Origin of the sequence: Mycobacterium sp. (assembly GCF_965277065.1) — a bacterium.
Classification (GTDB): Bacteria; Actinomycetota; Actinomycetes; order Mycobacteriales; family Mycobacteriaceae; genus Mycobacterium.
Map to the genome: position 1 here is coordinate 560,938 of NZ_CBDIBT010000017.1, position 22,740 is coordinate 583,677.

The 22,740-nt window shown below is 65.9% G+C and carries 20 protein-coding genes and 4 pseudogenes; 4 read left to right on the forward strand and 20 right to left on the reverse strand.

Annotated features, from left to right (window positions below; genetic code table 11):
• Positions 1–96 precede the first annotated feature (96 nt).
• The 11 genes from ACQY5A_RS11230 to ACQY5A_RS11280 all read right to left on the reverse strand — a co-directional run bounded on the left by ACQY5A_RS11230 (position 97) and on the right by ACQY5A_RS11280 (position 10,717).
• A complete protein-coding gene (locus tag ACQY5A_RS11230; protein ID WP_428340417.1) occupies positions 97–1,668 on the reverse strand; it encodes an acyl-CoA synthetase in 1,572 nt (523 codons plus the stop codon).
• Positions 1,669–1,679: 11 nt separating this feature from the next.
• Positions 1,680–2,642: an alpha/beta hydrolase gene (locus ACQY5A_RS11235; RefSeq protein WP_428340418.1), complete on the reverse strand. Its 963-nt coding sequence runs from the start codon at positions 2,640–2,642 to the stop codon at positions 1,680–1,682.
• Positions 2,639–3,901 carry an acyl-CoA dehydrogenase family protein gene (locus ACQY5A_RS11240; protein ID WP_428340419.1) on the reverse strand — a complete coding sequence of 421 codons (1,263 nt, stop codon included), beginning with the start codon at positions 3,899–3,901 and terminating at the stop codon, positions 2,639–2,641. Before ACQY5A_RS11240 ends, ACQY5A_RS11235 begins: the two co-directional genes overlap by 4 nt.
• A gap of 14 nt (positions 3,902–3,915) precedes the next feature.
• Positions 3,916–4,785, reverse strand: coding sequence for an SDR family oxidoreductase (locus ACQY5A_RS11245; protein ID WP_428340420.1), 870 nt, complete (start codon positions 4,783–4,785; stop codon positions 3,916–3,918).
• A gap of 19 nt (positions 4,786–4,804) precedes the next feature.
• Positions 4,805–5,677, reverse strand: a complete 873-nt coding sequence (locus ACQY5A_RS11250; protein ID WP_428340421.1) for a MaoC/PaaZ C-terminal domain-containing protein — start codon at positions 5,675–5,677, stop codon at positions 4,805–4,807.
• Between the two features lie 11 nt (positions 5,678–5,688).
• Positions 5,689–6,138 carry a type II toxin-antitoxin system Rv0910 family toxin gene (locus ACQY5A_RS11255; RefSeq protein WP_428340422.1) on the reverse strand — a complete coding sequence of 150 codons (450 nt, stop codon included), beginning with the start codon at positions 6,136–6,138 and terminating at the stop codon, positions 5,689–5,691.
• 31 nt (positions 6,139–6,169) lie between these two features.
• Positions 6,170–7,360, reverse strand: a complete 1,191-nt coding sequence (locus ACQY5A_RS11260) for a lipid-transfer protein (protein ID WP_428340423.1) — start codon at positions 7,358–7,360, stop codon at positions 6,170–6,172.
• A gap of 105 nt (positions 7,361–7,465) precedes the next feature.
• A complete protein-coding gene (locus tag ACQY5A_RS11265) occupies positions 7,466–8,047 on the reverse strand; it encodes a TetR/AcrR family transcriptional regulator (RefSeq protein ID WP_428340486.1) in 582 nt (193 codons plus the stop codon).
• A 134-nt stretch (positions 8,048–8,181) separates the two neighbouring features.
• The gene (truB, locus tag ACQY5A_RS11270; RefSeq protein WP_428340424.1) at positions 8,182–9,060 is read right to left on the reverse strand and encodes a tRNA pseudouridine(55) synthase TruB; all 879 of its coding nucleotides are present in this window, start codon (positions 9,058–9,060) and stop codon (positions 8,182–8,184) included.
• Positions 9,057–9,740: a 4'-phosphopantetheinyl transferase PptT gene (gene pptT, locus ACQY5A_RS11275; RefSeq protein ID WP_428340425.1), complete on the reverse strand. Its 684-nt coding sequence runs from the start codon at positions 9,738–9,740 to the stop codon at positions 9,057–9,059. Before pptT ends, truB begins: the two co-directional genes overlap by 4 nt.
• 5 nt (positions 9,741–9,745) lie before the next feature.
• Positions 9,746–10,717: a metallophosphoesterase family protein gene (locus tag ACQY5A_RS11280; RefSeq protein ID WP_428340426.1), complete on the reverse strand. Its 972-nt coding sequence runs from the start codon at positions 10,715–10,717 to the stop codon at positions 9,746–9,748.
• Between the two features lie 91 nt (positions 10,718–10,808).
• Between ACQY5A_RS11280 and ACQY5A_RS11285 the strand changes: the two are divergent.
• The 3 genes and pseudogenes from ACQY5A_RS11285 to ACQY5A_RS11295 all read left to right on the forward strand — a co-directional run.
• Positions 10,809–10,994, forward strand: a pseudogene (locus ACQY5A_RS11285) (DUF3558 domain-containing protein); the annotation flags it as partial.
• A gap of 35 nt (positions 10,995–11,029) precedes the next feature.
• Positions 11,030–12,679, forward strand: coding sequence for a CocE/NonD family hydrolase (locus ACQY5A_RS11290; protein WP_428340427.1), 1,650 nt, complete (start codon positions 11,030–11,032; stop codon positions 12,677–12,679).
• A complete protein-coding gene (locus ACQY5A_RS11295) occupies positions 12,679–13,665 on the forward strand; it encodes an alpha/beta fold hydrolase (protein ID WP_428340428.1) in 987 nt (328 codons plus the stop codon). Before ACQY5A_RS11290 ends, ACQY5A_RS11295 begins: the two co-directional genes overlap by 1 nt.
• A gap of 19 nt (positions 13,666–13,684) precedes the next feature.
• Here the strand turns inward: ACQY5A_RS11295 and ACQY5A_RS11300 are convergent.
• Positions 13,685–14,238, reverse strand: a pseudogene (locus ACQY5A_RS11300) (DUF1802 family protein).
• Positions 14,235–14,483: a DUF2277 domain-containing protein gene (locus ACQY5A_RS11305; protein WP_428340429.1), complete on the reverse strand. Its 249-nt coding sequence runs from the start codon at positions 14,481–14,483 to the stop codon at positions 14,235–14,237. Before ACQY5A_RS11305 ends, ACQY5A_RS11300 begins: the two are co-directional and overlap by 4 nt.
• Before the next feature lie 111 nt (positions 14,484–14,594).
• Between ACQY5A_RS11305 and ACQY5A_RS11310 the strand changes: the two genes are divergently transcribed.
• Positions 14,595–15,344: an enoyl-CoA hydratase gene (locus tag ACQY5A_RS11310; RefSeq protein WP_428340430.1), complete on the forward strand. Its 750-nt coding sequence runs from the start codon at positions 14,595–14,597 to the stop codon at positions 15,342–15,344.
• 106 nt (positions 15,345–15,450) lie between these two features.
• Here ACQY5A_RS11310 and ACQY5A_RS11315 read toward each other — a convergent pair whose 3' ends face one another.
• From ACQY5A_RS11315 to infB, 7 genes and pseudogenes are all read right to left on the reverse strand, one after another.
• Positions 15,451–16,584, reverse strand: coding sequence for a BTAD domain-containing putative transcriptional regulator (locus ACQY5A_RS11315; RefSeq protein WP_428340431.1), 1,134 nt, complete (start codon positions 16,582–16,584; stop codon positions 15,451–15,453).
• Positions 16,585–16,756: 172 nt separating this feature from the next.
• Positions 16,757–17,299: a sugar O-acetyltransferase gene (locus ACQY5A_RS11320; protein WP_428340432.1), complete on the reverse strand. Its 543-nt coding sequence runs from the start codon at positions 17,297–17,299 to the stop codon at positions 16,757–16,759.
• 36 nt (positions 17,300–17,335) lie between these two features.
• Positions 17,336–17,525 (reverse strand): annotated as a pseudogene (locus ACQY5A_RS11325) (MATE family efflux transporter); the annotation flags it as partial.
• Between the two features lie 57 nt (positions 17,526–17,582).
• The gene (locus tag ACQY5A_RS11330; RefSeq protein ID WP_428340433.1) at positions 17,583–18,683 is read right to left on the reverse strand and encodes a hypothetical protein; all 1,101 of its coding nucleotides are present in this window, start codon (positions 18,681–18,683) and stop codon (positions 17,583–17,585) included.
• Positions 18,684–18,859: 176 nt separating this feature from the next.
• A complete protein-coding gene (locus ACQY5A_RS11335) occupies positions 18,860–19,873 on the reverse strand; it encodes a DHH family phosphoesterase (RefSeq protein ID WP_428340434.1) in 1,014 nt (337 codons plus the stop codon).
• Complete coding sequence (gene rbfA, locus ACQY5A_RS11340) at positions 19,833–20,390, reverse strand: 30S ribosome-binding factor RbfA (protein ID WP_428340435.1); 558 nt, start codon at positions 20,388–20,390, stop codon at positions 19,833–19,835. Before rbfA ends, ACQY5A_RS11335 begins: the two co-directional genes overlap by 41 nt.
• Before the next feature lie 30 nt (positions 20,391–20,420).
• Positions 20,421–22,740: pseudogene (gene infB, locus ACQY5A_RS11345) on the reverse strand (translation initiation factor IF-2); the annotation flags it as partial.

Below are 22,740 nucleotides of genomic sequence, written 5' to 3' on the forward strand. Positions count from 1 at the left end.
CACCCTCACGACCCTATGACCACCGCACTGCTGAGGTAATGCGAGAAGCGGACACCGAGTTGACACCTTCGGACACGGCGCTGACCCCTCCTTAACCTAGTTGCCGGCGAGTTGCCTTCGCAGCACCTTGCCGGTCTCGTTGCGCGGCAACTGCTCGACGAAAATTACGTCGCGCGGGATCTTGTGCCGGGCCAGATGTGCCCGCACGTGCGACTTGACGGCGTCGGCGTCCAAGCCGGATTCGGGCCGACTGACCACGTAGGCGGCCAGCCGTTTCCCGAAATCGGCATCATCGACACTGATCACCGACGCCTCGACGACATCGGGATGGTCGGCAAGCAGATTCTCGACCTCGAGCGGGAAGACGTTCTCACCGCCGGACACGATCATGTCGTCGTCGCGGCCGTCGATGAACCACAGGCCGGATTCGTCGAAGTGCCCGGTGTCTCCGCTGGACAGTAACCCGTCGACGATCTCTTTGTTCCCGCCGTCGGTGTAGCCGGAGAAGCTCAGCCCACTGGAGACGAACACGGTTCCGACCTTGCCGGGTTCGGTGACTTTGCAACGATTCTCGTCGTAGATGGCCACCGTGCAACCGACCGGTGGGCGACCGACCGTGCCGGGGGCGCGGTGCAGTTCGTCCGGCGTGGCGACGGCGGCGACGGCCACTTCGGTGGACCCGTAGAGGTTGTACAACACGGCGCCGAACGCGTCGTGGGTACGACGGCAGAGGTCGGGCGACAGCGACGAGCCCGCGGCGAAAAGCACCCTCAGCGAGGAGGTGTCGTAGGAAGCCAGCACATCGGGATCGAGGTCGAGGATGCGCTGCAGCATCGTCGGCACCAGCACCACCGCGCCGACGCGATACTCGGCGATCGCTTTCAGCGTCGCCTCTGGATCGAAGCGGCGCGTCATCACGACGCGGCTGCCCATGGCCAAGCCCAGGGCGCACGTGGCCAGACCCGTCGCGTGGAACAACGGTGCGGCAATGTAGTAGGCGGCGTCACGCGGCCAGGGAATCCGATCCAGCAGTTGCGCAGACTGCAACGGGTCAATCTTGGTGCGCGGCACACCTTTCGGGGTACCGGTGGTGCCGCTGGTCAGCAGCGCCATACCCCCGGGCTGCGGCGGCGCGGGCAGCGGCGACGTCGACTGATTGTCGATCAGCTCGTGCTGGCGGCCGCTGGTGAACCGCAAGGTCTCCGGCGGCAGCGTGGCAAGAAGGTCCTCGAACTCGTCGTCGACCAGGATGCAGCTGACGTTTTCCCGTGCCGACACATCGGCCAGTTGCGGGCCGGCGAAGCCGGTGTTCATCAGCACCGTCCGAACCCCGATTTTGTTCGCCGCACCGATGGTCACCATGACGTCGCGACTGTTGCGCTGCAATGTCGCGATCACCGCACCGGCCCAAATTCCCCTGGCCGCCAAGCCACGCGCCAACGCATTGGACGTCTCGTCGATCTCGCGGAAACTGAGGGTGCCGCGGTCGTCGCTGATGGCGGGCGCGTCCCCGTACCGGACGACGACGTTGGCGAGCAATCCGCCGAAAGCTCCATGGCTGCGGATGGCCAGGAGAGCCCGCAGCGCCTCGTCGGGGCGCCATAAGTCGACCACTCCACGACGGACCAGCACTCGGGCCGCGGCCAGTCGGTCGCGGACGTGGGCCATCCGGAAGAGGGTCACGCGGTGTTGGCCTCGGCGATCGATGTCCGCAGAAAACGCCCGGCGACCTGCAAGCTGGTGAGCCCACCGTCGCGCGGCCACAGCCAATAGCCGTGCATCAGACCCGGCCACAACTGCTCCTCGCAGCGACCGCCCAATTCCACCACTTGCTTGGCGAAAGCCTCCGCATCGGCTCGCATGACTTCCCTTGACCCGAAATGTATTTGGATCGGCGGCAGAACAGACAGGTCGGCATTCAACAGATTCAGCCGGGGGTCTTGATCATCGTGATCCCCGACGTACAACGCGACGGCACGTTTGGCCGTGCGCGGATCCAGCGGCTGGCTGCGGACCCGCGGGTCGGCGATACAAGCTCGGTAGGACGGATCGATCAGCGGGCCGAACAGCGCGAGCGCCGCCGGTAGCGGGAGCCCTTCGCTGTGTAGTCGCACGGCAAGCGCGACAGCGAGGTGCCCGCCGGCCGAGTCGCCGGCGACGACGATCTTCGCCGGATCGTGCCCCAGGGCCAACAGCCAACGGTAGGCCGCGAATGCATCGTCTTCGGCCGCCGGAAAAGGATGTTCCGGCGCGAGCCGGTAGTCCACGGCAAAGGTTGGCATGCCCGAGAATTCGGACAGATGCGAGGCAAAGCCGCGGTGGGTGCGAGCCGAGCAGATCAGGTAGCCACTGCCGTGCAGGACCAAGACCACCCCGGCTGCTTCGTCGGCTCCCGGTGCCCAGACCCACTCCCCCCGAACCGGTGTGGAGGCCTGCTTGAGCCGGATGCCCGGTACCACCGGGGCGGTCTGGGCAATCAGGTAGTCGGCGGCCGGGCGCAGCCCGGTGAACAACCATCGTTGCGAGACCAGCACATTGAGCATGACGTTGAGGGTCAGCCGCGAGACCGGGACGTAAGTCAATCGCTCGACTATGGTCAGCGCTCTGCGCCGCAGCACCTTTGCTGTGGAGCTGGCCTTCATTCGGCGAGCAGCCCCTTGGCGATGTGAGTCACCTGCACCTCGTTGCTTCCGGCGTAGATCATCAACGATTTCGCGTCGCGGGCCAGTTGTTCGACGCGGTACTCCGCCATGTAGCCGTTGCCGCCGAAAAGTTGCACGGCATCCATTGCGACGTCGGTCGCCGCCTCCGAGGCGTACAGCTTGATGGCCGACGCCTCGGCCAGCGACGGCATCTTGCCGGCCTGGACCTTCTCCAGGGTTTGGAACACCATGTTCTGCACGTTAATCCGTGCGACCTCCATCTTGGCCAGCTTGAGCTGAATCAGTTGGAACTGGCCGATGTTCTTGCCCCACAGCGTGCGGGTTTTGGCGTAGTCGATGCAAAGCCGGTGACACTCGTTGATGATTCCCAGCGACATCAGCGCAACGCCGATCCGTTCGGCGGCGAAGTTCGCCCGCGCGCTGTCGCGGCCATCCCCGCGGGCGTGCTGTTCGGTCTCGCCGAGCAGACGGTCGGGTGTGAGCCGGACGTTGTCGAAGAACAATTCGCCGGTCGGCGAGGACATGATGCCCATCTTTTTGAACGGCTTACCCTGCACGAGGCCCTTCATGCCGGCGTCCAGCACGAAGGCCAGTACCGGCCGGTTCCGCCGGTCCGTGGAGCCGTCATCGAGTTTGGCGTAGACGATCAGCACATCGGCGTAGGGACCGTTGGTGATGAAGGTCTTGGAGCCGTTGAGGATGTAGCTGTCACCATCGCGCTTGACCGTGGTCCTCATCCCGCCGAACGCGTCGGAGCCGGAATCCGGCTCGGTGATCGCCCACGCCGCGATCTTCTCCAGGGTCATCAGTTCCGGCAGCCAGCGCTCCTTTTGAGCCAGCGTCCCGCGGCTCATGATCGTCGTCGCTCCCAGACCGAGGCTGACACCGACGGCGCTGAGCAAGCCGAGGCTCACCCCGGCGAGTTCGGAGACCAGCACCGCGGCCATCGACGCCTGCGCGCCCAATCCGCCCAGTCCCCCGGACGACTTCTTCTCGGTGGCTGGGTCGTGCGGGGCGGACTGCCGGGCTTCCTGCTTCGCGCGCTCCTTGTCCAGCATCGTCTTGACCGCCTCGGCGGCGAGCACGTCGAGACCGAACTCGCTGAACAGCTTGCGCGCGATCGGGTATGGCGAAATCTGGCCGGTCTCCAGCTCGTCCAGATGCGGCCGGATCTCCTTGTCGATGAATCCGCGCATAGTGTCCCGCATGATCAGGTCGGTGTCGGACCATTCGAACATGTTCTGCTCCTTGATTACTGCGGCAGCCGGGTGGCGATGTCGTCGATCAGCCACAGACCATCGGTCTCGATCGTGTCTTCGTCGTGCCAGCCGGACAGCGACGAGATCGCGCCGCCTTGCACCGCGTACACCTTGCCGGTGATCGGGCACTTGTCGGTGGCCAGGTAGGCGACCAGCGGCGAGATGTTGGCCGGACTGAACAGGTCGAGCTCGCCTTCCTCGGGTTCGGCCATCAGCGAACCCATGCCGGGCGTGGCCAGCGTGAGCCGGGTCCGGGCAATCGGTGCGATCGCGTTGACCCGTACGCCGTAACGTTCCAGTTCCTCGGCAGCGATCAACGTCAGAGCCGCGATGCCCGCCTTCGCCGAACCGTAGTTGGCCTGGCCGGCATTCGGCAGTGTCACGCCGGAGCCCGAAGCGGTGTTGATCACCGCGGCGTTGGGCTGATCGCCGGCTTTGGATTGGGCTTTCCAGTAAGCGGCCGCGTGGTGAAGCATCGCGAAATGGCCCTTCAGGTGCACCGCGATCACCGCGTCCCACTGGGCTTCCTCCATGCCGGCGATGAACGCGTCGCGCAGGATCCCCGCGTTGTTGACCAGGATGTCGAGGCCGCCGAACTCGTCGATCGCCTGTTGCACAACTCTTTCCGCGCCGCTCCAGGTGGAGACGTTCTCGGTGTTGACGACGGCGGACCCGCCGGACGCTTTGATCTCTGCGGCCACCTCGTGAGCCGGCCCGGTGTCGGCGCCCTCGCCGTCGTTGCTGCCGCCGAGGTCGTTGACGACGATCTTGGCCCCCTCCTTGGCGAACAGCAGTGCGTGTTCGCGCCCGATCCCGCGGCCCGCGCCGGTGATGACCGCCACCCGGCCTTCCAATGCACCCATTGATCGATTTCCCTTGTTATCAGTCGGCTATTACCGCGAGCCCGTCGGTGATGGCCAACTCCTCGCCGTCACCACGGCTTCTCGCGGTCTCGAATGCGTAGCTTGTCGTACCGTTGCCGCTGCCAACGGTCCAGATCCTGGTTTCCAGGTCATCGCCGGGCAGCACCGGCTTGGAGAACCGGACCGCGAACCGCTTGAGCCGGTTGACATCCGAGCCGGCAAGCTCGGTGAGCACCGCCCACGAGGTGAACGCCATGGTGCACAGTCCGTGCGCGATGATCCCGGGCAGACCGGCGTCCCTGGCCACCTCTTCGTCGAGGTGAATCGGCATCGGGTCGCCCGCCGCCGGCGCGTAACGGAAGGTCTGGTCGTCGTCGATGTGCTGCACGACCTTGGCCACCGGCGCCTGTTCGCGGAGCTTGTTGTGGAATTTGTGCTCAGGGCTCAGCTCACCGACCGTCGTGTCGACGGTCATGCCCCGCACGAACGTGGTGACGTACTGCTCGTTGACCAGTTCGCCATTTTCGGTGCGACATTCGAGCAGGATCGCCGCACGGGTGCCTTTCTCCAGGCCTTGGTACCCGATCATCTTTCCGCGTGAGACCAGCGTGTCTCCCGGTCGAATCGGTCGGTGGAAGTGGAAGTCCTGTTCGCCGTGAACGATTCGCGGGATCGCCTCGACGGGCATCACGTCGACCGCCGGAGTCAGGAGCGACTCGAAAACAGGGACGATCGCGAAGACCGGTGGTGCAACGTCCCCGCTGCGGTGCGCTTCGATGGGATCATTGGTGGCCGCGGCATACTCGGCCAACCGCTCCCGGGTGACGTCGAACCGCTCGTCGTCCGACCAACGACCCAGGCCGGAGTCGTCGAATTCCAGAGTCTCGGCCATCGATTGAGGCCTCACGCCTCAGACATATCAGCCGACGCCAGCGCGTCGAGCTGGTCGAGCGTCTTGTCGAGCTGCTTGACGCCGTCTTTCTCCACGGCCTTACCCAAAGCACCCTTGATCATCGCACCCTCGAAATCGCCGAAAACCGTGAATTTCGAACCCTTGTCGGCTGGTTCGATGGTGAAGGTGAACTTGGCTTTGACTCCGGCCATTCCCGTTCCCGAGAGCACCAGCGATTGCGGCGCGTCGACCTGGTCGATCGTCCACTCGATCTTGTTGGCCATCCCGAGCATGACGATCTTGGCGGTCAGCTTGGCGCCCTCGGTCAGAGTGTCAGGCGGGCCCTCGAGCCACTTCTCGTGGACGGTGAACCACTTGTCCCAGTTGGTCAGGTCGGCGACGGTTCCCCACAATGCTTCCGGATCAGCCGACAGTTCGCGGCTTGCCTCGATGTGTCCCATGAGTGTTCCCTTTCCGACGATGTTGCCGTGGTTAGCGTTCGGCCCGCTGATAGGCAGTGACGACGGCGGCGCCGCCGAGTCCGATGTTGTGTTGCAGTGCGGCCGTGACGTTGTCGACCTGCCGCTTGTCGGCGTTGCCGCGCAGCTGCCAGGTCAGCTCGGCGCACTGCGCCAGACCGGTGGCTCCGAGCGGATGCCCCTTCGAGATCAGGCCACCGGACGGGTTGACCACCCACCGTCCGCCGTAGGTGACGTCGCCGTTGTCGATCAGCTTGGGCGCCTCGCCTTCGGCGCACAGGCCCAACGCTTCGTACAGCAGAAGCTCGTTGGCCGAAAAGCAGTCATGCAGCTCGATCACCTGGAAGTCCGCTGGCCCCAGCCCGGACTGGTCGTAGACACGTTGTGCGGCTTCGACATTCATGTGGTGCCCGATGAGGCCCTTGCAGGTGTCATCGAAGCTGTTGGCGAAGTCGGTCGTCATGGCTTGCCCGACGATCTCCACCGCCTGTCCCGACAGGCCGTGCTTGTCGACGAACGCCTCCGAGGCCAGGATCGCCGCTCCCGACCCGTCCGACGTCGGCGAACACTGCAGCTTTGTCAGCGGGTCGTAGATCATCCGCGACGCCAGGATGTCCTCGAGGGTGTAGGACTCCTGGAACTGCGCATACGGATTGTTCACCGAATGCAAGTGGTTCTTATAGCCGATCTTGGCGAAATGCTCGGCGGTGCTGCCGTACTGCTGCATGTGTTCGCGGCCCGCGGCACCGAACATCCACGGCGCCGGCGGGAACAGCACCTCGGAAATCTCGGCCATCGCGACGATGTGCTTTTCCATCGGGTTCGTCCGGTCTTCAAAGGTCGATTCCAGCGAACCGGGCTTCATCTTCTCGAAGCCGAGCGCGATGGTGCAGTCGGCAAGCCCGCCGCGAATCGCCTGCGCGGCAAGGAAAAGCGCGGTCGAACCGGTCGAGCAGTTGTTGTTGACGTTGACGATCGGAATCCCGCTCAGACCCAACTCGTAGAGCGCCCGCTGACCCGACGTCGACTCGCCGTAGACGTAACCGACGTAGCCCTGCTCGACCGCGGCGTAGTCGATGCCGGCGTCTTCGAGCGCCTTGGTGCCGGACTCGCGCGCCATGTCCGGGTAATCCCAGTTCTCCCGGCGACCCGGCTTTTCGAACTTCGTCATCCCGACGCCGATGACATACACCTTGTTCGACATCTCGCTCCCTCGCAGTGACTCCGTCTCGATCACAAAACATACACACCTGATTGTATCTTCGCAACGGGCGAGCCCGGTGCCTGTCAGCCTCAGTGACGGAGGTATTCAATCCCGGGAATTGGCGGTCAGCAGTTCGTCGACGACGATCCGCAGTTGCTCGCACGCGCGCTGCCAGCGCCGGCGGGCACGGGCGTTGTCACGGTCGACGAAACTCGCCAGCAGGATCCCCCGCAGTGCGTCCATCGCGGTGTAGACGAAGTTGCGCAGGTCTTTGCGCGCGGCGTGATCAGGCACCAGTTGGGCGATCGCCGAGACGAGGGTGCTGTTGACCAGCGGTTCCACCCGCTCGACGTGGGCAGCCAGCACGGAATCGGTGCGGGACGCAACCCAAAGCTCCACCGCCGCAACGAACATCGGGCCCTGATGCGCTTCCCAGAGGAAATCGAGCACCGTCGAGACGGGATCACTGCTGGTTTCCACACGTCCGAACTCGCGCATGGCCGCCTGCACGCGCTGCTGGGCAAGATGCTCTATCGCGGCGACCACCAGATCTTCCTTCGACCGGAAGTGGTGGATCTGCGCTCCCCGAGTGACACCGGCGCGCTCCGCGACGCGGGGCGTCGTGGTGCCCGCGTATCCGTAGGTCACCAGGCACTCGATGGTCGCGTCGAGCAGACGTGCGCGCATGGCGGCGCTGCGCTCCGCCTGGGTGCGCTTGACCCGTCGTTCGCCGACTTCCGCCACGCTCCTACCGTCTACGCCTTCCCGGTCAACTTACGTTCATTGCGGAATGTTAGCGGAAAACGACGCGCGGCGCGCCGTTATAGGTTGGCCGGCCGGATGACGACGACGGATCTGGTCCTCGACCCCTCGTCGCGCAGCAATCCTATGACCCTGCCGTCGACGGTATGCGCCGCGTAGACGCCGTCGATGCCGGCCGGGTTCAGCGTGCGTCCGTTGGCGACCGCATCGGCCTCGTCGTCGGTGAGCGGACGGTGGGCGAACAACTGCAGGCATGCCTCGTCGAGCGTCAGGCTCAACGCAGGCCGGTCGGCCAACTCGTCGAGTGGGCGGGCCTGAGCTATCCCGAACCGGCCGACCCGGGTGCGCCGCAGCGCAATCAAGTGACCGCCCACCGCCAGGGTGGCGCCGATGTCCCGGGCGAGGGCACGGATATAGGTGCCTGACGAACAGCCCACCTCGACCTCGACGTCGACGAGTTCGTCGTGGCGACGCACTGCCAGCATCTCGAACCGGTCGATGCGCACCGGTCGGGCAGCCAGTTCGACGGCGTGGCCCTCGCGGACCAAGCGGTAGGCCCGCTGGCCGTCGACTTTGATCGCGCTGACCGCCGACGGGACCTGGGCGATATCGCCACGCAGACCGGCGATCGCCGCTTCGATCGCCACGTCTGTCACATTCTGGGCCGAAACCTGTTGCGTGATATCGCCTTCCGCGTCCTCGGTCGATGTGGACTGCCCGAGTCGTACGGTGGCAGCGTAGGACTTCGACGTTTCGGTGACCAGGCCCAGGATCTTGGTAGCCCGCTCGATGCCGATCACCAGCACTCCGGTGGCCATCGGGTCAAGCGTTCCGGCGTGCCCGACCCGCCGGGTCCCGAAGATGCGCCGGCACCGCCCCACCACGTCGTGGCTCGTCATACCGGCCGGCTTGTCGACGATGACAAGACCCGGGTTCATAGTGTGATCGCCGTCAGCACCAACTCGCGGTCGACCGACCACCGCCCGGTCAGCGCACTCAGCGGCGGGCCCGAAAGCGTTTCTCCGTCAATCAGAATCGTCGATTCGAACGACCCGGCCGCGCCGGAGTCGTCGACGGTGAAGATGATGTGGGCATCCTCGAAGCCGAGCCACCGCCTGGTCAGCGGGAACCACGCTTTGTACGTGGCTTCCTTGGCGCAGAACAGGATTCGATCCCAGTGGATACCGGAAGGCAGTTCTGCCAGCGCCTCTATTTGAGAGCGCTCCGACGCTAGACTGATCGCGTCCAGCACGCCGTCCGGCAACACGTCATGCGGTTCGGCGTCCACGCCCAGCGAACGAACGGCACCCGCGCGACCGACCACCGCGCCCCGGTAACCCGCGGTGTGGGTGATGCTGCCAACGACGCCGTCGGGCCAGCAGGGTTCGCCCTTCTCCCCCTTGAGGATCGGAACCGGCGGAAACCCCAGTTCGCCCAGCGCAATACGGGCGCAGTACCGGACGGTGATGAACTCGTTGCGCCGCTTGGCCACCGACCGTTCGATCAGCGGCTCCTCTTCGGCCATCGGCGCCAACCCCGGCGGGTCGGCATACAACTCGGCGCACGCCAAGTCGGCGATGTCGGGCAGCACCGCAGACATCAACGTGGTCAGCGTCATCCGGATTACCGCTGGCGCAGTCGGTCGCGGAACTGCTCAGCCTGCGCCTTCATCGCCGCGGTGATGACGAAGTGGCCGCCGAAGTCGTTGAGATAGCCGGGGGCATATTGCGGATCGGGCAGGATTTGCCGCAGCCAGCTGTAGGGCTTGCGACGACGCCACTCCCGCGGGTAGCCCACCGACACCTCCTCGAACCGGACGCCGTCGTACCAGGTCGTGCGCGGGATGTGCAGATGCCCGTACACCGAGCACACCGCGTTGTAACGGGTGTGCCAGTCCGCGGTCTCGGTCGTTCCGCACCACAGCGAGAACTCCGGCAGGAACAACGCATCGCACGGTTGGCGCACCATCGGAAAGTGGTTGACCAGCACGGTCGGATTCATCCAGTCCAGGTCGTCGAGCCGCTTTCGGGTGGACGCAACGCGCTCGTGGCACCACGCCTCACGGGTCGGGTACGGATCGGGCGAGAGCAGGAATTCGTCGGTGCATATGACGCTGCGCTCCCGCGCGATCGCCAGGCCCTCGGCTTTGGTCGTTGCGCCGTTCGGCAGGAACGAATAGTCGTAGAGCAGGAACAGCGGCACGATGGTCGCCGGCCCGCCGCGCTCGGTCCACACCGGAAACGGATGCTCGGGGCTCACGACACCCAGTTCGTCGCACATGTTGACCAGATAGTCGTAGCGGTCGCGGCCAAAGACCTGCATCGGGTCCTTGGTGGTCGTCCACAGTTCGTGGTTGCCGGGGACCCAGATCACCTTGGCGAACCGGCGCCGCAGCAGGTCCAGCGCCCAGCGGATCTCGTCGGTGCGTTCGGCGACATCACCGCAGACGATCAGCCAGTCGTCCGGTGTTGACGGATACAGGGATTCGGTGACGGGTTTGTTGCCGACGTGGCCGGTGTGCAGGTCTGACACCGCCCACAGGGTCGGCTGCCGTGCGGTCGGGGGCTGCTGCTGCCCAGGTTCCTGCGAAGCCACGACTGCCAAGCCTAACGGCTGGTCGCCGGGCGGCTCGTCACCGCCGCCCCAGCGGAGAGGAACAGGTTCTCGTTTACTCTGTGGCGGCGCGTGGAACCTCAAGCCGACCTACCACAACAGCTATTTCTACTTCTCCTGCATGGTGGCGTTCAAAACCAGCTACGGGATCATCCAGCAGTCGCTGTTCTACTCGACGATCTATTCCAGCCCGGAAGTCGACTGCCTGTCCACCAACCTGCAGCGCGCGAACGAGCTTGCGCCGTACTACAAGTTCTAGGTACGCCAACGCCGCCGCGCCCATAATCTGGTGCGGTGACGACCACCTTCCACAGGCCCGCCGGGTCGACGCTGCGCACTCTGCCACAACGACTCGCCGGCCGGGCACTGGCTCGGACCTTGCGACTGCCCGCGCCGACCACCAGCTACACCGTCGCCAGTGTGAAGATCCCGATGCGCGATGGCGTCGAGCTGGCCGCCGACGTCTATGAGCCCACCGGCGAAATCGTCGGCACCCTATTGGCCCGCGGGCCCTACGGCCGGGCGTTTCCGTTCTCGATGGTGTTCGCCGATCTGCATGCCGCCCGGGGCTACCGGGTGGTGTTGCAAAGCGTGCGAGGGACATTCGGGTCGGGCGGAGACTTCTCGCCGATGGAGCACGAGGCGGTCGACGGCACCGACACCGTGGAGTGGATGCGTCGGCAGCCATGGTTCACCGGTCGCTTCGCGACGATCGGCATCTCCTATCTCGGCTTCACCCAATTCGCGATACTTCAGGATCCGCCGCCGGAGCTAGTCACCAGCGTGATCGTCGCGGGCCCGCACGATCTGAGCCTGTCGAGCTGGGGCACCGGTGCGTTCTCGGTCAACGACTTCCTGGGTTGGTGCAATCTCGTTGCTCATCAGGAGGACCCAGGCCGCCTACGCGCCGGCATCCGCCAACTACGCGCCCAGAACAGCGTGGTGCGCGCGGCCGGTGGGGCGCCGCTGGGCGCATCCGGCCGGGCGCTGCTCGGCGACGGGGCGCCGTGGTGGGAGTCGTGGCTGACGCCGCCGGCGGAGGACAACCCGTTCTGGGGTCCGCTGAAGGTCGATTCCGCGCTCGACCGGGTCCAGGTGCCCCTGCTGCTGCTCAGCGGCTGGCAAGACCTGTTCCTGCCGCAGACGCTGCACCAATTCCGGCACCTTCGTCAGCGGGGTGTCGACGTCGCGCTGACTTTGGGGCCGTGGACGCACACCCAGCTCCTCCTCAACGGGCTGGCGACCATCGCGAGGGAAACCCAGGAATGGCTTGACACTCACCTCGCCGGTCGGCCCGCTACTGCGCGTGCGGCACGATTCCGGTTCTTCGTCGCCAACGAGGGCTGGCGCGCGCTTCCGGACTGGCCGCCGGTCACCACCGAACGCCCGCTCTATCTGCAGCCGGGCGGCGGGCTGGCGGAGAGGGCGCCGACCGCCGGATCCTCGGCGAGCTTCCGTTACGACCCGTCCGAACCGACACCCACCATCGGAGGGCGGCTGCTCTCCCCCGACGGCGGCTACCGCGACGACACGGCGCTGGCGGCGCGCCGCGACGTGCTCAGCTTCACCAGCGATGTGCTCACCGCCGATCTGGTCGTGCACGGCAGCCCGGTCGCCGAGTTGGCGCACAGCTCCGACAACCCCTACGTCGACGTGTTCGTCCGGATCAGCGAAGTGGATGCCAAGGGCCGCTCCCACAACGTCAGCGACGGCTACCGGCGCCTAGCCCAGGCGACCGACCAGGTCAGCCTCGAGCTCGACGCGATCTCGCACCGATTCCGCGCCGGGACGCGCATCCGCGTGCTCATCGCCGGCGGCTGCTTTCCACGCTTTGACCGCAACCTCGGCAACGGCGAGGCGACATCGACCGGCAGCCGGCTGAAGCCTTCCACCCACGAGGTGCACCTCGGCACGTCCCGGATCGTCTTCCCGGTCGGGTCCTGATGACAGCCTTCGACGACTGGCGAAGCGGCGGAACGGAAATCTGGTGGCGCTCGACGACAGCGGCGAACTCTGGTGCGGACGTCACGGTATTCACCCGCCGGTGTGGTACGCCCGGAGCGCCGGCACTGGTCTGCGTACACGGCTTTCCGACGGCAAGCATTGACTTCCACGCGCTGACCCGTGAACTCGGCCCCGACTTCGACATTTATCTGCTCGACTTCCCCGGTTACGGATTGTCCGACAAACCGTCTGCGCCGTACGTGTATTCGCTGTATGACGACGCGCGGCTGCTGATCCATGCGATCGCACAGCTCTGGCAGCTGACCGACTACACGATGCTGACCCACGACCGCGGGACCAGCGTCGGCATGATCGCGCTGTCGATGTTCGCCGACCTCGAGGAGGACGGCGCGCCGTCGGAGGTCATCTTCACGAACGCGAACATCTATCTGCCGCTGGCCAATCTGACCGGTTTCCAGAAGGCGCTGCTGGATCCGACGGTCGCACGCAGCACCGCGCGGGCGACCGCGCCGGAAATGCTGGCCGCGGGCATGGGCGCGACGACGTTCATGCCGCGGCGAGACCTGAGCGACGGCGAGATCGCCGCACTGGCCCAATGCTTCGCGCACAACGACCAGATGGCCGTGCTGCCGGACACAATTCAGTACCTCAACGAGCGCGCTGCCGACGAAACCAATTGGCTTCAGGCGCTTTCCACCAGCGACGTCAACACCACCCTGGTGTGGGGCCTGCACGACACCGTCGCCCCGGTCCGGGTCGCGAACTACGTATGGCAGGAGTTCCTTCGGGAAAAGCCTGGATTGAACCGGTACTGGGTACTGCCCAGCGCCGATCACTATCTGCAGTGCGACGCCCCGGCCCAGCTGGCGGACGTCGTGCGACTGACCACCGCTGCTGAACCGACGTCACTGGGCACAGTCGGCGACTGGCCCGCGGGCGCGGTGCTTGTCGACCAGACCCCGTGAAAACCCCAGCAGGTCAGAGCTATTCGAGAGCCGCGCGGACACGCTGGGCAACCTCGCGCAGTGCCGCGTCGTCATGCACGGGTGCGCCCAGCAGCGGATCGGCCAGCGGCAACGGCACCCAACTGGTGCATCCGGCATAGTCGGGTGTCCGCTGAAGTTCTATCGGCTCCAGCAGCGGACTGGCCTGCACGACCAACACGGCCAACCGATGCTTGGGGCGAAAGTCCAGCCGGTCATGCCGCACCGAGTCGGCCGTCCAGATATGCAGGTCCTCGATGGCCTCGATGTTTTCCGACCGGTTGACCGGAAGCGCCGCAATGACTTTCGCGGCCGCCCGCACGACGAAGCGATCGGTGCTGCTATCGAGCGCTGCCGGATCGAGCAGGTGGTGAAATTCCGGTCGTACTCGCTCGGCGTGACTAGCGCGACGGTCGGGAACAAGACGAACTCACGGGCCACGGTGGCGTCGAATCGCTTCTCCCCGATTCCGCCTTTACGCAGCAGCACCTGCTGGCGGCCGTCGAGCAATGCGTGTACCGCCGCGCTCCACTCTTTGAGCGCAGTGATCGTCACCTGCTCGCTAGGCGACGCAGCGGCGGATCGGTCTTGGGTGGCTGGCGGCGTTCGGGCAGGGCGTGCAGCAGTCGCGTCGTGGTCGCCGCGACTTCGGCGACCGCGGCCTCGAAGGCATCGGCGTTGGCCGGTGACGGCCGGGTGAAGCCGCTGACTTTGCGGACATACTGCCTGGCTGCCGCCTCGATCTCCGCGGTGGTCGCGGGCGGCTCGAGCCCGCGCAATTCCGTGATGTTCCGGCACATCCCTCAACGATAAGGCGGGGTGGGCCCGTGTCGAACCGGACTGACTACGGTTGCCCCTATGACCCGCGCCGACGACGATGCGGCGCGGAGCACTGAGAAGGAGCGGCGCCAATGACTGACGATATTCTGTTGATCCACACCGACGAACGGGTGCGAACCCTGACCCTGAACCGGCCGCAATCGCGTAACGCGCTGTCGGCCGCACTGCGAGACCAGTTCTTCCGCGCCCTGGCCGATGCCGAAACCGACATCGACGTCGACGTCATCATCGTCACCGGCACCGACCCGGTGTTCTGCGCCGGCCTGGACCTCAAAGAGTTGGGCGGGCAAACAGCACTGCCGGACATCTCGCCGCGCTGGCCGTCGCTCAGCAAGCCCGTCATCGGCGCGATCAACGGCGCCGCGGTGACCGGCGGGCTCGAGGTGGTGCTGTACTGCGACATCCTGATCGCCTCCGAGCAGGCGCGATTCGCCGACACCCACGCCCGCGTGGGCCTGCTGCCGACGTGGGGCCTCAGCGTGCGTCTGCCCCAGAAAGTCGGCATCGGACTGGCTCGTCGGATGAGCCTGACCGGTGACTACCTGTCCGCGCAGGATGCGCTGCGCGCCGGCCTGGTCACCGAGGTCGTGGCGCACCAGGAGTTGCTACCCGCCGCGCGCAAGGTGGCCGAGAGCATTGTCGGTAACAACCAGGACGCCGTGCGGGCGCTGTTGTCGTCGTACCACCGCATCGACGATTCGCACACCAGCGAGGGCCTGTGGCTGGAAGCGACTGCGGCGCGGGCATTCCGGACGTCCGGTGACGACATCGCCGCCAATCGCGAGGCGGTTCTGCAACGTGGTCGGGCCCAGGTGCGCTAACCGTATTCTGCCCCGTTTCCGGGGGTGGAAACGGGGCACGGCCTTGATGGATCCTGGCGAGATTCTTGCGACATTCTTGCGCGTGCGTGGGTGGTATTTTCGCAGCTCAGCTGGGACGGATCTGAAAAGTGAAATGATGGCTGCCGATGCGGATCCGGTCGCCGTCGGCCAGGGTGACGCTGCCCCGGATGCGTCGGCCAGCGACGTCCACACCGTTGGTCGACCGCAAATCGCTGACGACGAATTCGCTTCCGGTGTCGATGACCACCGCGTGATAACGGCTGACGTCGTCGTCGTCGAGGACGATGTCGTTGTCGGGGCGGCGGCCGATCCGGTTCGATGACTCCAGTCGGTAGCGCTGGCCATCGTCGCCGCAGAGCTCAGCAATTGCCGAGCGACCTACCGGCGCTCCGGTACCCGGGGTGATCTCAGCCACCCGATGTGTGGCGGTCGTCTGCGCCGCCAGCGAAGTATCCACTGGCTCCTGGCGCAGGATCTGCTCGTGCAGGCTTCGTACCGTCGGCCCCGGGTCGATGCCAAGATTCTCGGCCAGGTTGGTCTTCAATCGTCGATAAGCGTCGAGCGCGTCGGATTGCCGCTCAGCGACGTAGTACGCCGTGATCAGTTGGGCCCAAAGCCGTTCACGGAAAGGATGTTCGGCGCTCAGCACCTCTAAGCGCGGGATAATGGCATCGGCACGTCCGCAGGCGATCTCAGCTTCCGCGTGGGCGGTCTGCACCGCAACTCTGACTTCGGCCAGCGCAGTGGCGAAGGTGTCGACGAAGCCAAATTCACGAAGGTCGTCTAGGAAGGGCCCACGCCATTCGGCAAGAGCAGCTGCCAGAAAGGCGCTCGCTTCTTCGAACCGCCCCGATGCAGCCGCGTGGATGCCCGCATCCTTCTTTGTGACAAAGTGCCCAAGGTCGCAGTCGGCGTCCGCGACGTTGAGTTGATACCCCGGCGGGACACTTGCCAGCACCTGGTTCGGGTCGCGGGCCCCGCGGCTGAGTAGCCGACGCAGATTGGACACATACGAGTGGATGCTGGTCCGTGCTGCGGGGACCGGCGATTCCCCCCACACCGCGTCGATCAACGCATCGACCGACACCGCGCGGTTGCGGTTCATTAACAGCATGGCCAGCACTGCGCGCTGCTTGGGCGCGCCCAGCGGTACCAGGGCACTGCCGGCCCGCAGTTGCAACGGTCCCAGCACACCGAACTGGAGACCTGCGTTGGACATCGCGCGGCAGCCTTTCGGTCGACGTGGGCGTCAGCTCACATTGTGACCTCGTTTTGCCGTCGCGCGGCGTTGCAGCGCGCACTTATTTACGTCGCGGGTTGGTTCAACTCGTGCGCGGCCTGCACCTGGTTGGCGACGCCGTATGGTGAGGATCGCTTCCACGTGCCCTCTGTCAGTCCGCAAGCCCTCTGATGACGCGGCACGGGTTACCGGCGGCCAGCACCTGCGCCGGTACGTCTCTGATGACGACGCTTCCCGCCCCGATCACCGTGTTGTCCCCGATGGTTACGCCCGGACACACGATGACTCCAGCCGCCAGCCATACGTTGTCGCCGATGACGATCGGGGCGGCGGACTCCCAGCCGGCTCGTCGGGCCTCGTGGTCGTCGACGGGGTGAAGGGCCGTAACAAGCTGCGCGCGTGGGCCGATCGACACGTTGTCGCCGATGGTGATCGGCGCGCAATCGAGAAAGATCGCGTCGTAGTTGATGAAGCAGCCGGCGCCGACGGCTATCTGGGTGCCGTAGTCGCATTGGAATCGGGGAAGTATCTCCGAATCCTCCCCCAATGACCCGATCAACTGACGCAGCGCTTCCGGCTCACCGGCGTTGAACAACTCGATCAGGCGCTGGCATGCCCGACGACCGGCGACCAATTCTGGATCATCGGGACGATACGGTTCGCCGCTGAGCATTCGATCGCGCTGACTTGGCATGCCTGGCACCTAGTTTCCGATCACCAGCCAGCGACCCAGGGCACTGACGACGGTGACCGAGCGCATGAACGCGGCGTCACCGGCGCACAGCAGTACGCCGTCGAGCGCGAAAACGACTCCGGCAAGGGTTGATTGGGTGACCATAAACCACCACGGCACCCGACCGCGGCCAACACTGAACTGTCGTCGGTAAACACCGGGGCAAAATCGACGAACCCGCTCCGAACACAGCGCTAATCAACCGGTGCCGGGCCTGAACGCTATTGCGGTGCGCCCAGCGCCGTTACGGCAGCATGAATAGGTTGAGGAAGGACGATGGGTCTACGGCGCCGGCCACGGACGACGGGTCGAAAATGTCGGTCAGCAAGGTTGAGAACATGCCCATCAGGCTCCCCGGTTCGAGGTCGTACAGGCCGCTGGCGCCCTGCGCAGTCGCGGTGAAGCCGTCCCCGAAGACGCCAGCGAGGTCGTAGTTGCCGGTGCCGAATCCGAGTTCTTCGAGCCCCGCGTAGGCCGTGCTGCCGTTGCCCAAGATGGCAGCGATGTCGCTGTTCCCGGCGGCGGCCTGGGCCAGGTCGTTGTTGCCGAAGATACTGGCCAGGTCGTAGTTACCTGACCCGGCGAAATCATTGGCATTATTGCCGAACGCATCGGCGATGTTGTTGTTACCCGAGATGGCACTCACCAACCCGTTGTCGCCGAAGGCCGCAGCGAAGTCGTTATTGCCGTCAAAGCCAGATAAAACGGTGGTGTTGGCGCCGTCGGCGATACCGGTGTCGAAGTTGTTGCCCGTTGTTTCGCCTACCAATGCACTGCTTCCTGCGCCACTGGCGTCAGCGAGGTCGTAGTTGCCGCCGGTGGCTTCGGCATAGCTGCCGCTGCCCGTCGCGGTGGCGATGTCCCCGGTGCCGTTGGCGTTGGCAAAGGTTCCTTGGAAGGTGTTGGGGTCAATGTTGCCGTAGGCGCTGGCAAGGTCGTAGTCGCCGCCGGTAGCACTGGCATCGCTGCCGATACCGTAGGCGCTGGCGAAGTCCCCGACGCCACCGGTAGCGGTGGCCGAGCTACCGGCGCCGTCGGCGAAGGCAAAGTCGCCCATGCCTGAGGTGGCGGTCGCGTTGCCTTGGGTGAAAGTCATTCCGTCGATCGACAGGCTGAAGTTACTCGGATCGAATGAGGGAAGATCGTCCGCAGCGGTGGCCGCGGGCACAGCGAACGCGTCGCCTTGGGTGAAAGGCAGCCCGTCGATCGACGGGCTGAAGTTACTTGGATCGAACGGTAGAAGGTTGTCCGCGGAGGCGGTCCAGGGTACGGCCAACGCGGCGCCCCCCATGCCGAGTCCCACTGCCAAGCCGCCGACTCGGGCTATATGTTTTGCGTGCTTCATTAGAGTTCCTCCCCCTAGCGCGGTATAGCGCGCACATGTGTTTAGAGGAGGCCCCCACCCCTCGTGGGGCGGACGTTACCACCGGGGACCGGTCAGGTACAGGCTGAATTTCGACCGTCAGTCGCCAACGCGCGGACCCTTTTACCCGCGCCACCTCCGACACGTCCGCGGCCAACTCACCCCAGGGCGGCGCTCAGAGCGGCCACGACTTCGTCGACCGAACCGGTGGTCGAGTAGCCGGCGGCCAGCTTGTGTCCGCCGCCGCCGAAGGTCGACGCGACGGCGGAGAGGTCGACGGCGTTCTTGGCCCGCATCGACACCGACCAGTGCTGCGGCGCAATCTCTTTGAACACCGCGGCCACCTCGGCCTGCTGCGTGGTGCGGACAATGTCGACGATGCTCTCGACCTCTTCCGGACGGGCGGTGATCCACTCCTGGTTGGCGACGACGGCGTAGACCAAGCCGCGGCCGTCGGCGGCATTGGGCACCAACTGCGCCGAGCCCAACACCCGGGACAGCATCGACAGCCACGCGAAGGGGTGGGTGTCCATCAGCGACCGGGTGATTGCGGCATTGTCGATGCCCTGTTCGACCAGTCGCGCCGCCAACCGGTAGGCGTCTGCGCTAGCCCACCGGAACGATCCGGTGTCGGTCGTCAGACCCGCGTACAGGCAATACGCCACGTCGGTGTCGATCGCCTTGCCCCACGCATCGAGCAGCTCGGCCACCATCATGGTGGTCGAGTCCGCCGACGGCTCAACGAAATTCGACGTGCCGAACATCTGGTTCGACGCGTGATGGTCGATCACCAGCACAGCGTGCCCGTTGCCGGCCATATCGCGCAGGCCCCCGAGCCGGTTCATGCTCGGGATGTCGACGGTCACAACAAGGTCGACGTCTCGGCGCATGGTGGCGGGATCAACCAGAAGCTGCCCACCGGGCAGCGACCGCAACGACTCCGGGAGCGCCGCCGGCGCCGCGAAGCTGACCTCGACGGACTTGCCGCACCGGTCCAGCACCAGCGCCAGCGCCAGGCCCGCGCCGATCGTGTCGGCATCGGGATGCACGTGACAGACCACCCCGACCGTTGCCGCGGCATTGAGAACCTTGGCGGCGCCGATGGCGTCGACCCGTTGTGCCGCAGTGGATTCAGTCTTCGAGTTGATCGTCGTCACCGGCGCCTTCCCCATTGGTGGTTGCAGCCCCTGTGTTCTGTTGCCCCGCGTCGTCGCCGAGCGTGTTCGATTGCCCCGCGTCGTCCTCATCGTCATCGTCATCGTTGGAGATCCGATACGGATCGGGGTCACCGGCCGGCGTGGCTCCCTGGCGGACTCGCGCCACATCGGCGTCAGCGGCGCGGGCGCGTTCCAGCAATTCCTCCATCCGCTGCACAGAGTCCGACACCGTGTCGCGGGTGAAGGTGAGCGTCGGCGTGAAACGCACACCGGTGCCGGCCCCAACCTTGCTGCGCAGCACACCCTTGGCGCGCTCCAACGCCGCGGCGGCCCCCTGGTAATCGGGTTCGTCGTTCAGCGTCGGGCCGATCACCGTGTAATACAGCGTCGCGTCGTGCAGGTCGCCGGACAACTTGGCGTCGACGATGGTGACTCCGACCAACCCCGGGTCCTTGATCTCGTAATCGATCGCCGTGGCGACGATCTCAGAGACCCGCTTGGCCAGCCGGCGCGCCCGCGCCGGGTCAGCCATGCCGCAGGTTCAGCTTGTCGGAGCTCATACTCAGACGCGCTCCTTTTCCACCAACTCGTAGGTCTCGATGACGTCGCCCTCTTTGAGGTCGGAGTAGGTCAGCGTCAGACCGCATTCGTAACCGTCGCGGACCTCGGTGACATCGTCCTTCTCCCGTCGCAGCGAGGACACCGTGAGGTTTTCGGCCACCACGATGTTGTCCCGCAGCAACCGGGCCTTGGCGTTGCGCCGCATGATCCCGGATTGGACCAGGCACCCGGCAATGATCCCGACCTTCGACGACCGGAACAGCGCGCGAATCTCCGCGCGGCCCAGCTGGTTCTCCTCGTAGACCGGCTTGAGCATGCCTTTCAGCGCGCTCTGGATCTCGTCGATGGCCTGGTAGATCACCGAGTAGTAGCGGATGTCCACACCCTCCCGGTTGGCCAGCTCGGTCGCTTTGCCTTCGGCTCGGACATTGAACCCGATGATGATCGCGTCCGACGCCGAGGCCAGGTTGACGTTGGTCTCGGTCACGCCACCGACGCCGCGGTCTATGACGCGCAGTTCCACCTCGTCGTCGATCTCGATACCCAGCAGGGCTTCCTCCAGAGCCTCGACGGTCCCGGAGTTGTCGCCCTTCAGGATCAGGTTCAGCTGACTGGTTTCCTTCAGCGCGGCATCCAGATCGTCCAGGCTGATCCGCTTGCGGGAGCGTGCCGCCAGCGCGTTGCGCTTGCGGGCGCTGCGCCGGTCGGCGATCTGGCGGGCAATCCGGTCCTCGTCGACCACGAGCAGGTTGTCACCAGCGCCAGGCACCGACGTGAAGCCGATGACCTGGACGGGCCGCGACGGCAGTGCCTCGTGGATGTCCTCGCCGTGCTCGTCGACCATCCGTCGAACACGGCCGTAGGCGTCGCCGGCGACGATGGAGTCGCCGACCCGCAGCGTGCCGCGCTGAATCAGCACGGTGGCCACGGGGCCGCGACCACGGTCGAGGTGCGCCTCGATGGCCACACCCTGGGCTTCCATGTCGGGGTTTGCCCGCAGGTCCAAGGCGGCGTCGGCGGTCAACAGGACCGCCTCTTCCAACGCCGCGATGTTGGTGCCGGCCTTGGCGGAGATGTCGACGAACATCGTGTCGCCACCGAAATCCTCTGCCACCAAGTTGTATTCGGTGAGCTGAGCCCGGATCTTGGCCGGATCGGCGCCCTCTTTGTCGATCTTGTTGACCGCCACCACAATTGGCACGTCGGCCGCCTGCGCGTGGTTGATGGCCTCCACCGTCTGCGGCATCACGCCGTCGTCGGCGGCGACGACCAGAATCGCGATATCGGTGGCCTTGGCACCACGGGCACGCATGGCGGTGAACGCCTCGTGACCCGGTGTGTCGATGAAGGTGATCAGCCGCTCGCTGCCCTCGAAATCAACGCCGACCTGGTAGGCACCGATGTGCTGGGTGATGCCACCAGCCTCGCCCTCACGGACGCTGGCGTTACGAATGGTGTCCAGCAGGCGGGTCTTACCGTGGTCGACGTGACCCATCACGGTCACCACCGGCGGACGCTGTTCGAGGTCCTCCTCGCCACCTTCGTCCTCGCCGTAGGTCAGGTCGAAGGACTCCAGCAGCTCCCGGTCCTCGTCCTCGGGGCTGACAACCTGAACGACGTAGTTCATCTCGCCGCCCAGCAGCTCGAGCGTCTCGTCACCGACCGACTGCGTCGCCGTCACCATCTCGCCGAGGTTGAACAACGCCTGGACCAGCGAGGCCGGGTTGGCGTCGATCTTCTCCGCGAAGTCGGACAGGGAGGCACCACGGGCCAGCCGGATCGTCTCGCCGTTGCCGTGCGGCAACCGCACACCACCGACGACGGGCGCCTGCATGTTCTCGTATTCGGCGCGTTTTGCCCGCTTCGACTTGCGGCCGCGTCGCGGCGCACCGCCTGGACGGCCGAATGCACCGGCAGCGCCACCACGCTGGCCCGGGCGTCCACCGCCACCACCGCCGCCGGGTCGGCCACGGTAGCCGCCACCTCCGGGTGGGGCGCCAACTCCACCGCCACCGCCGGCACCGCCACCGCGGTAGTTACCGCCACCACCACCGCCGCCGCCGGGGCGTCCGCCACCGGCCGGGGCGCCGGGTCGGCCGCCGGGGCCGCCGGGACGTGGACCGCCGGGACGCGGCGGACGGCCGGCAGCGCCCGCCGGGCGCGGCGGCATGTTGCCTGGTGAAGCGCCAGCGGGGCGCGGGGGCGCCAGGACGCGGGGGTGCACCGGGGCGCGGCGCTTGCGGGCGCGGAATGGCCCGCTCGACGGGCTGCGCCGAGGAGAACGGGTTGTTGCCGACCCGCGGCGTGCGGGCGGCGGGCTT

Excerpts from the sequence above, each read along its gene's own strand:
- ACQY5A_RS11260 (WP_428340423.1), bottom strand. The coding sequence starts at position 7,360 with ATGTCGAACAAGGTGTATGTCATCGGCGTCGGGATGACGAAGTTCGAA.
- ACQY5A_RS11305 (WP_428340429.1), bottom strand. The coding sequence starts at position 14,483 with ATGTGCCGGAACATCACGGAATTGCGCGGGCTCGAGCCGCCCGCGACC.
- ACQY5A_RS11335 (WP_428340434.1), bottom strand. The coding sequence starts at position 19,873 with ATGGGGAAGGCGCCGGTGACGACGATCAACTCGAAGACTGAATCCACT.
- ACQY5A_RS11315 (WP_428340431.1), bottom strand. The coding sequence starts at position 16,584 with ATGTCCAACGCAGGTCTCCAGTTCGGTGTGCTGGGACCGTTGCAACTG.
- rbfA (WP_428340435.1), bottom strand. The coding sequence starts at position 20,390 with ATGGCTGACCCGGCGCGGGCGCGCCGGCTGGCCAAGCGGGTCTCTGAG.
- truB (WP_428340424.1), bottom strand. The coding sequence starts at position 9,060 with ATGAACCCGGGTCTTGTCATCGTCGACAAGCCGGCCGGTATGACGAGC.
- ACQY5A_RS11255 (WP_428340422.1), bottom strand. The coding sequence starts at position 6,138 with ATGGGACACATCGAGGCAAGCCGCGAACTGTCGGCTGATCCGGAAGCA.
- ACQY5A_RS11235 (WP_428340418.1), bottom strand. The coding sequence starts at position 2,642 with ATGAAGGCCAGCTCCACAGCAAAGGTGCTGCGGCGCAGAGCGCTGACC.
- ACQY5A_RS11240 (WP_428340419.1), bottom strand. The coding sequence starts at position 3,901 with ATGTTCGAATGGTCCGACACCGACCTGATCATGCGGGACACTATGCGC.
- ACQY5A_RS11295 (WP_428340428.1), top strand. The coding sequence starts at position 12,679 with ATGACAGCCTTCGACGACTGGCGAAGCGGCGGAACGGAAATCTGGTGG.
- ACQY5A_RS11310 (WP_428340430.1), top strand. The coding sequence starts at position 14,595 with ATGACTGACGATATTCTGTTGATCCACACCGACGAACGGGTGCGAACC.
- ACQY5A_RS11250 (WP_428340421.1), bottom strand. The coding sequence starts at position 5,677 with ATGGCCGAGACTCTGGAATTCGACGACTCCGGCCTGGGTCGTTGGTCG.
- pptT (WP_428340425.1), bottom strand. The coding sequence starts at position 9,740 with ATGACGCTGACCACGTTGATGTCTGCGGTGCTGCCCGACATCGCCGAC.
- ACQY5A_RS11320 (WP_428340432.1), bottom strand. The coding sequence starts at position 17,299 with ATGCCAAGTCAGCGCGATCGAATGCTCAGCGGCGAACCGTATCGTCCC.
- ACQY5A_RS11265 (WP_428340486.1), bottom strand. The coding sequence starts at position 8,047 with ATGCGCGCACGTCTGCTCGACGCGACCATCGAGTGCCTGGTGACCTAC.
- ACQY5A_RS11245 (WP_428340420.1), bottom strand. The coding sequence starts at position 4,785 with ATGGGTGCATTGGAAGGCCGGGTGGCGGTCATCACCGGCGCGGGCCGC.
- ACQY5A_RS11230 (WP_428340417.1), bottom strand. The coding sequence starts at position 1,668 with ATGGCCCACGTCCGCGACCGACTGGCCGCGGCCCGAGTGCTGGTCCGT.
- ACQY5A_RS11330 (WP_428340433.1), bottom strand. The coding sequence starts at position 18,683 with ATGAAGCACGCAAAACATATAGCCCGAGTCGGCGGCTTGGCAGTGGGA.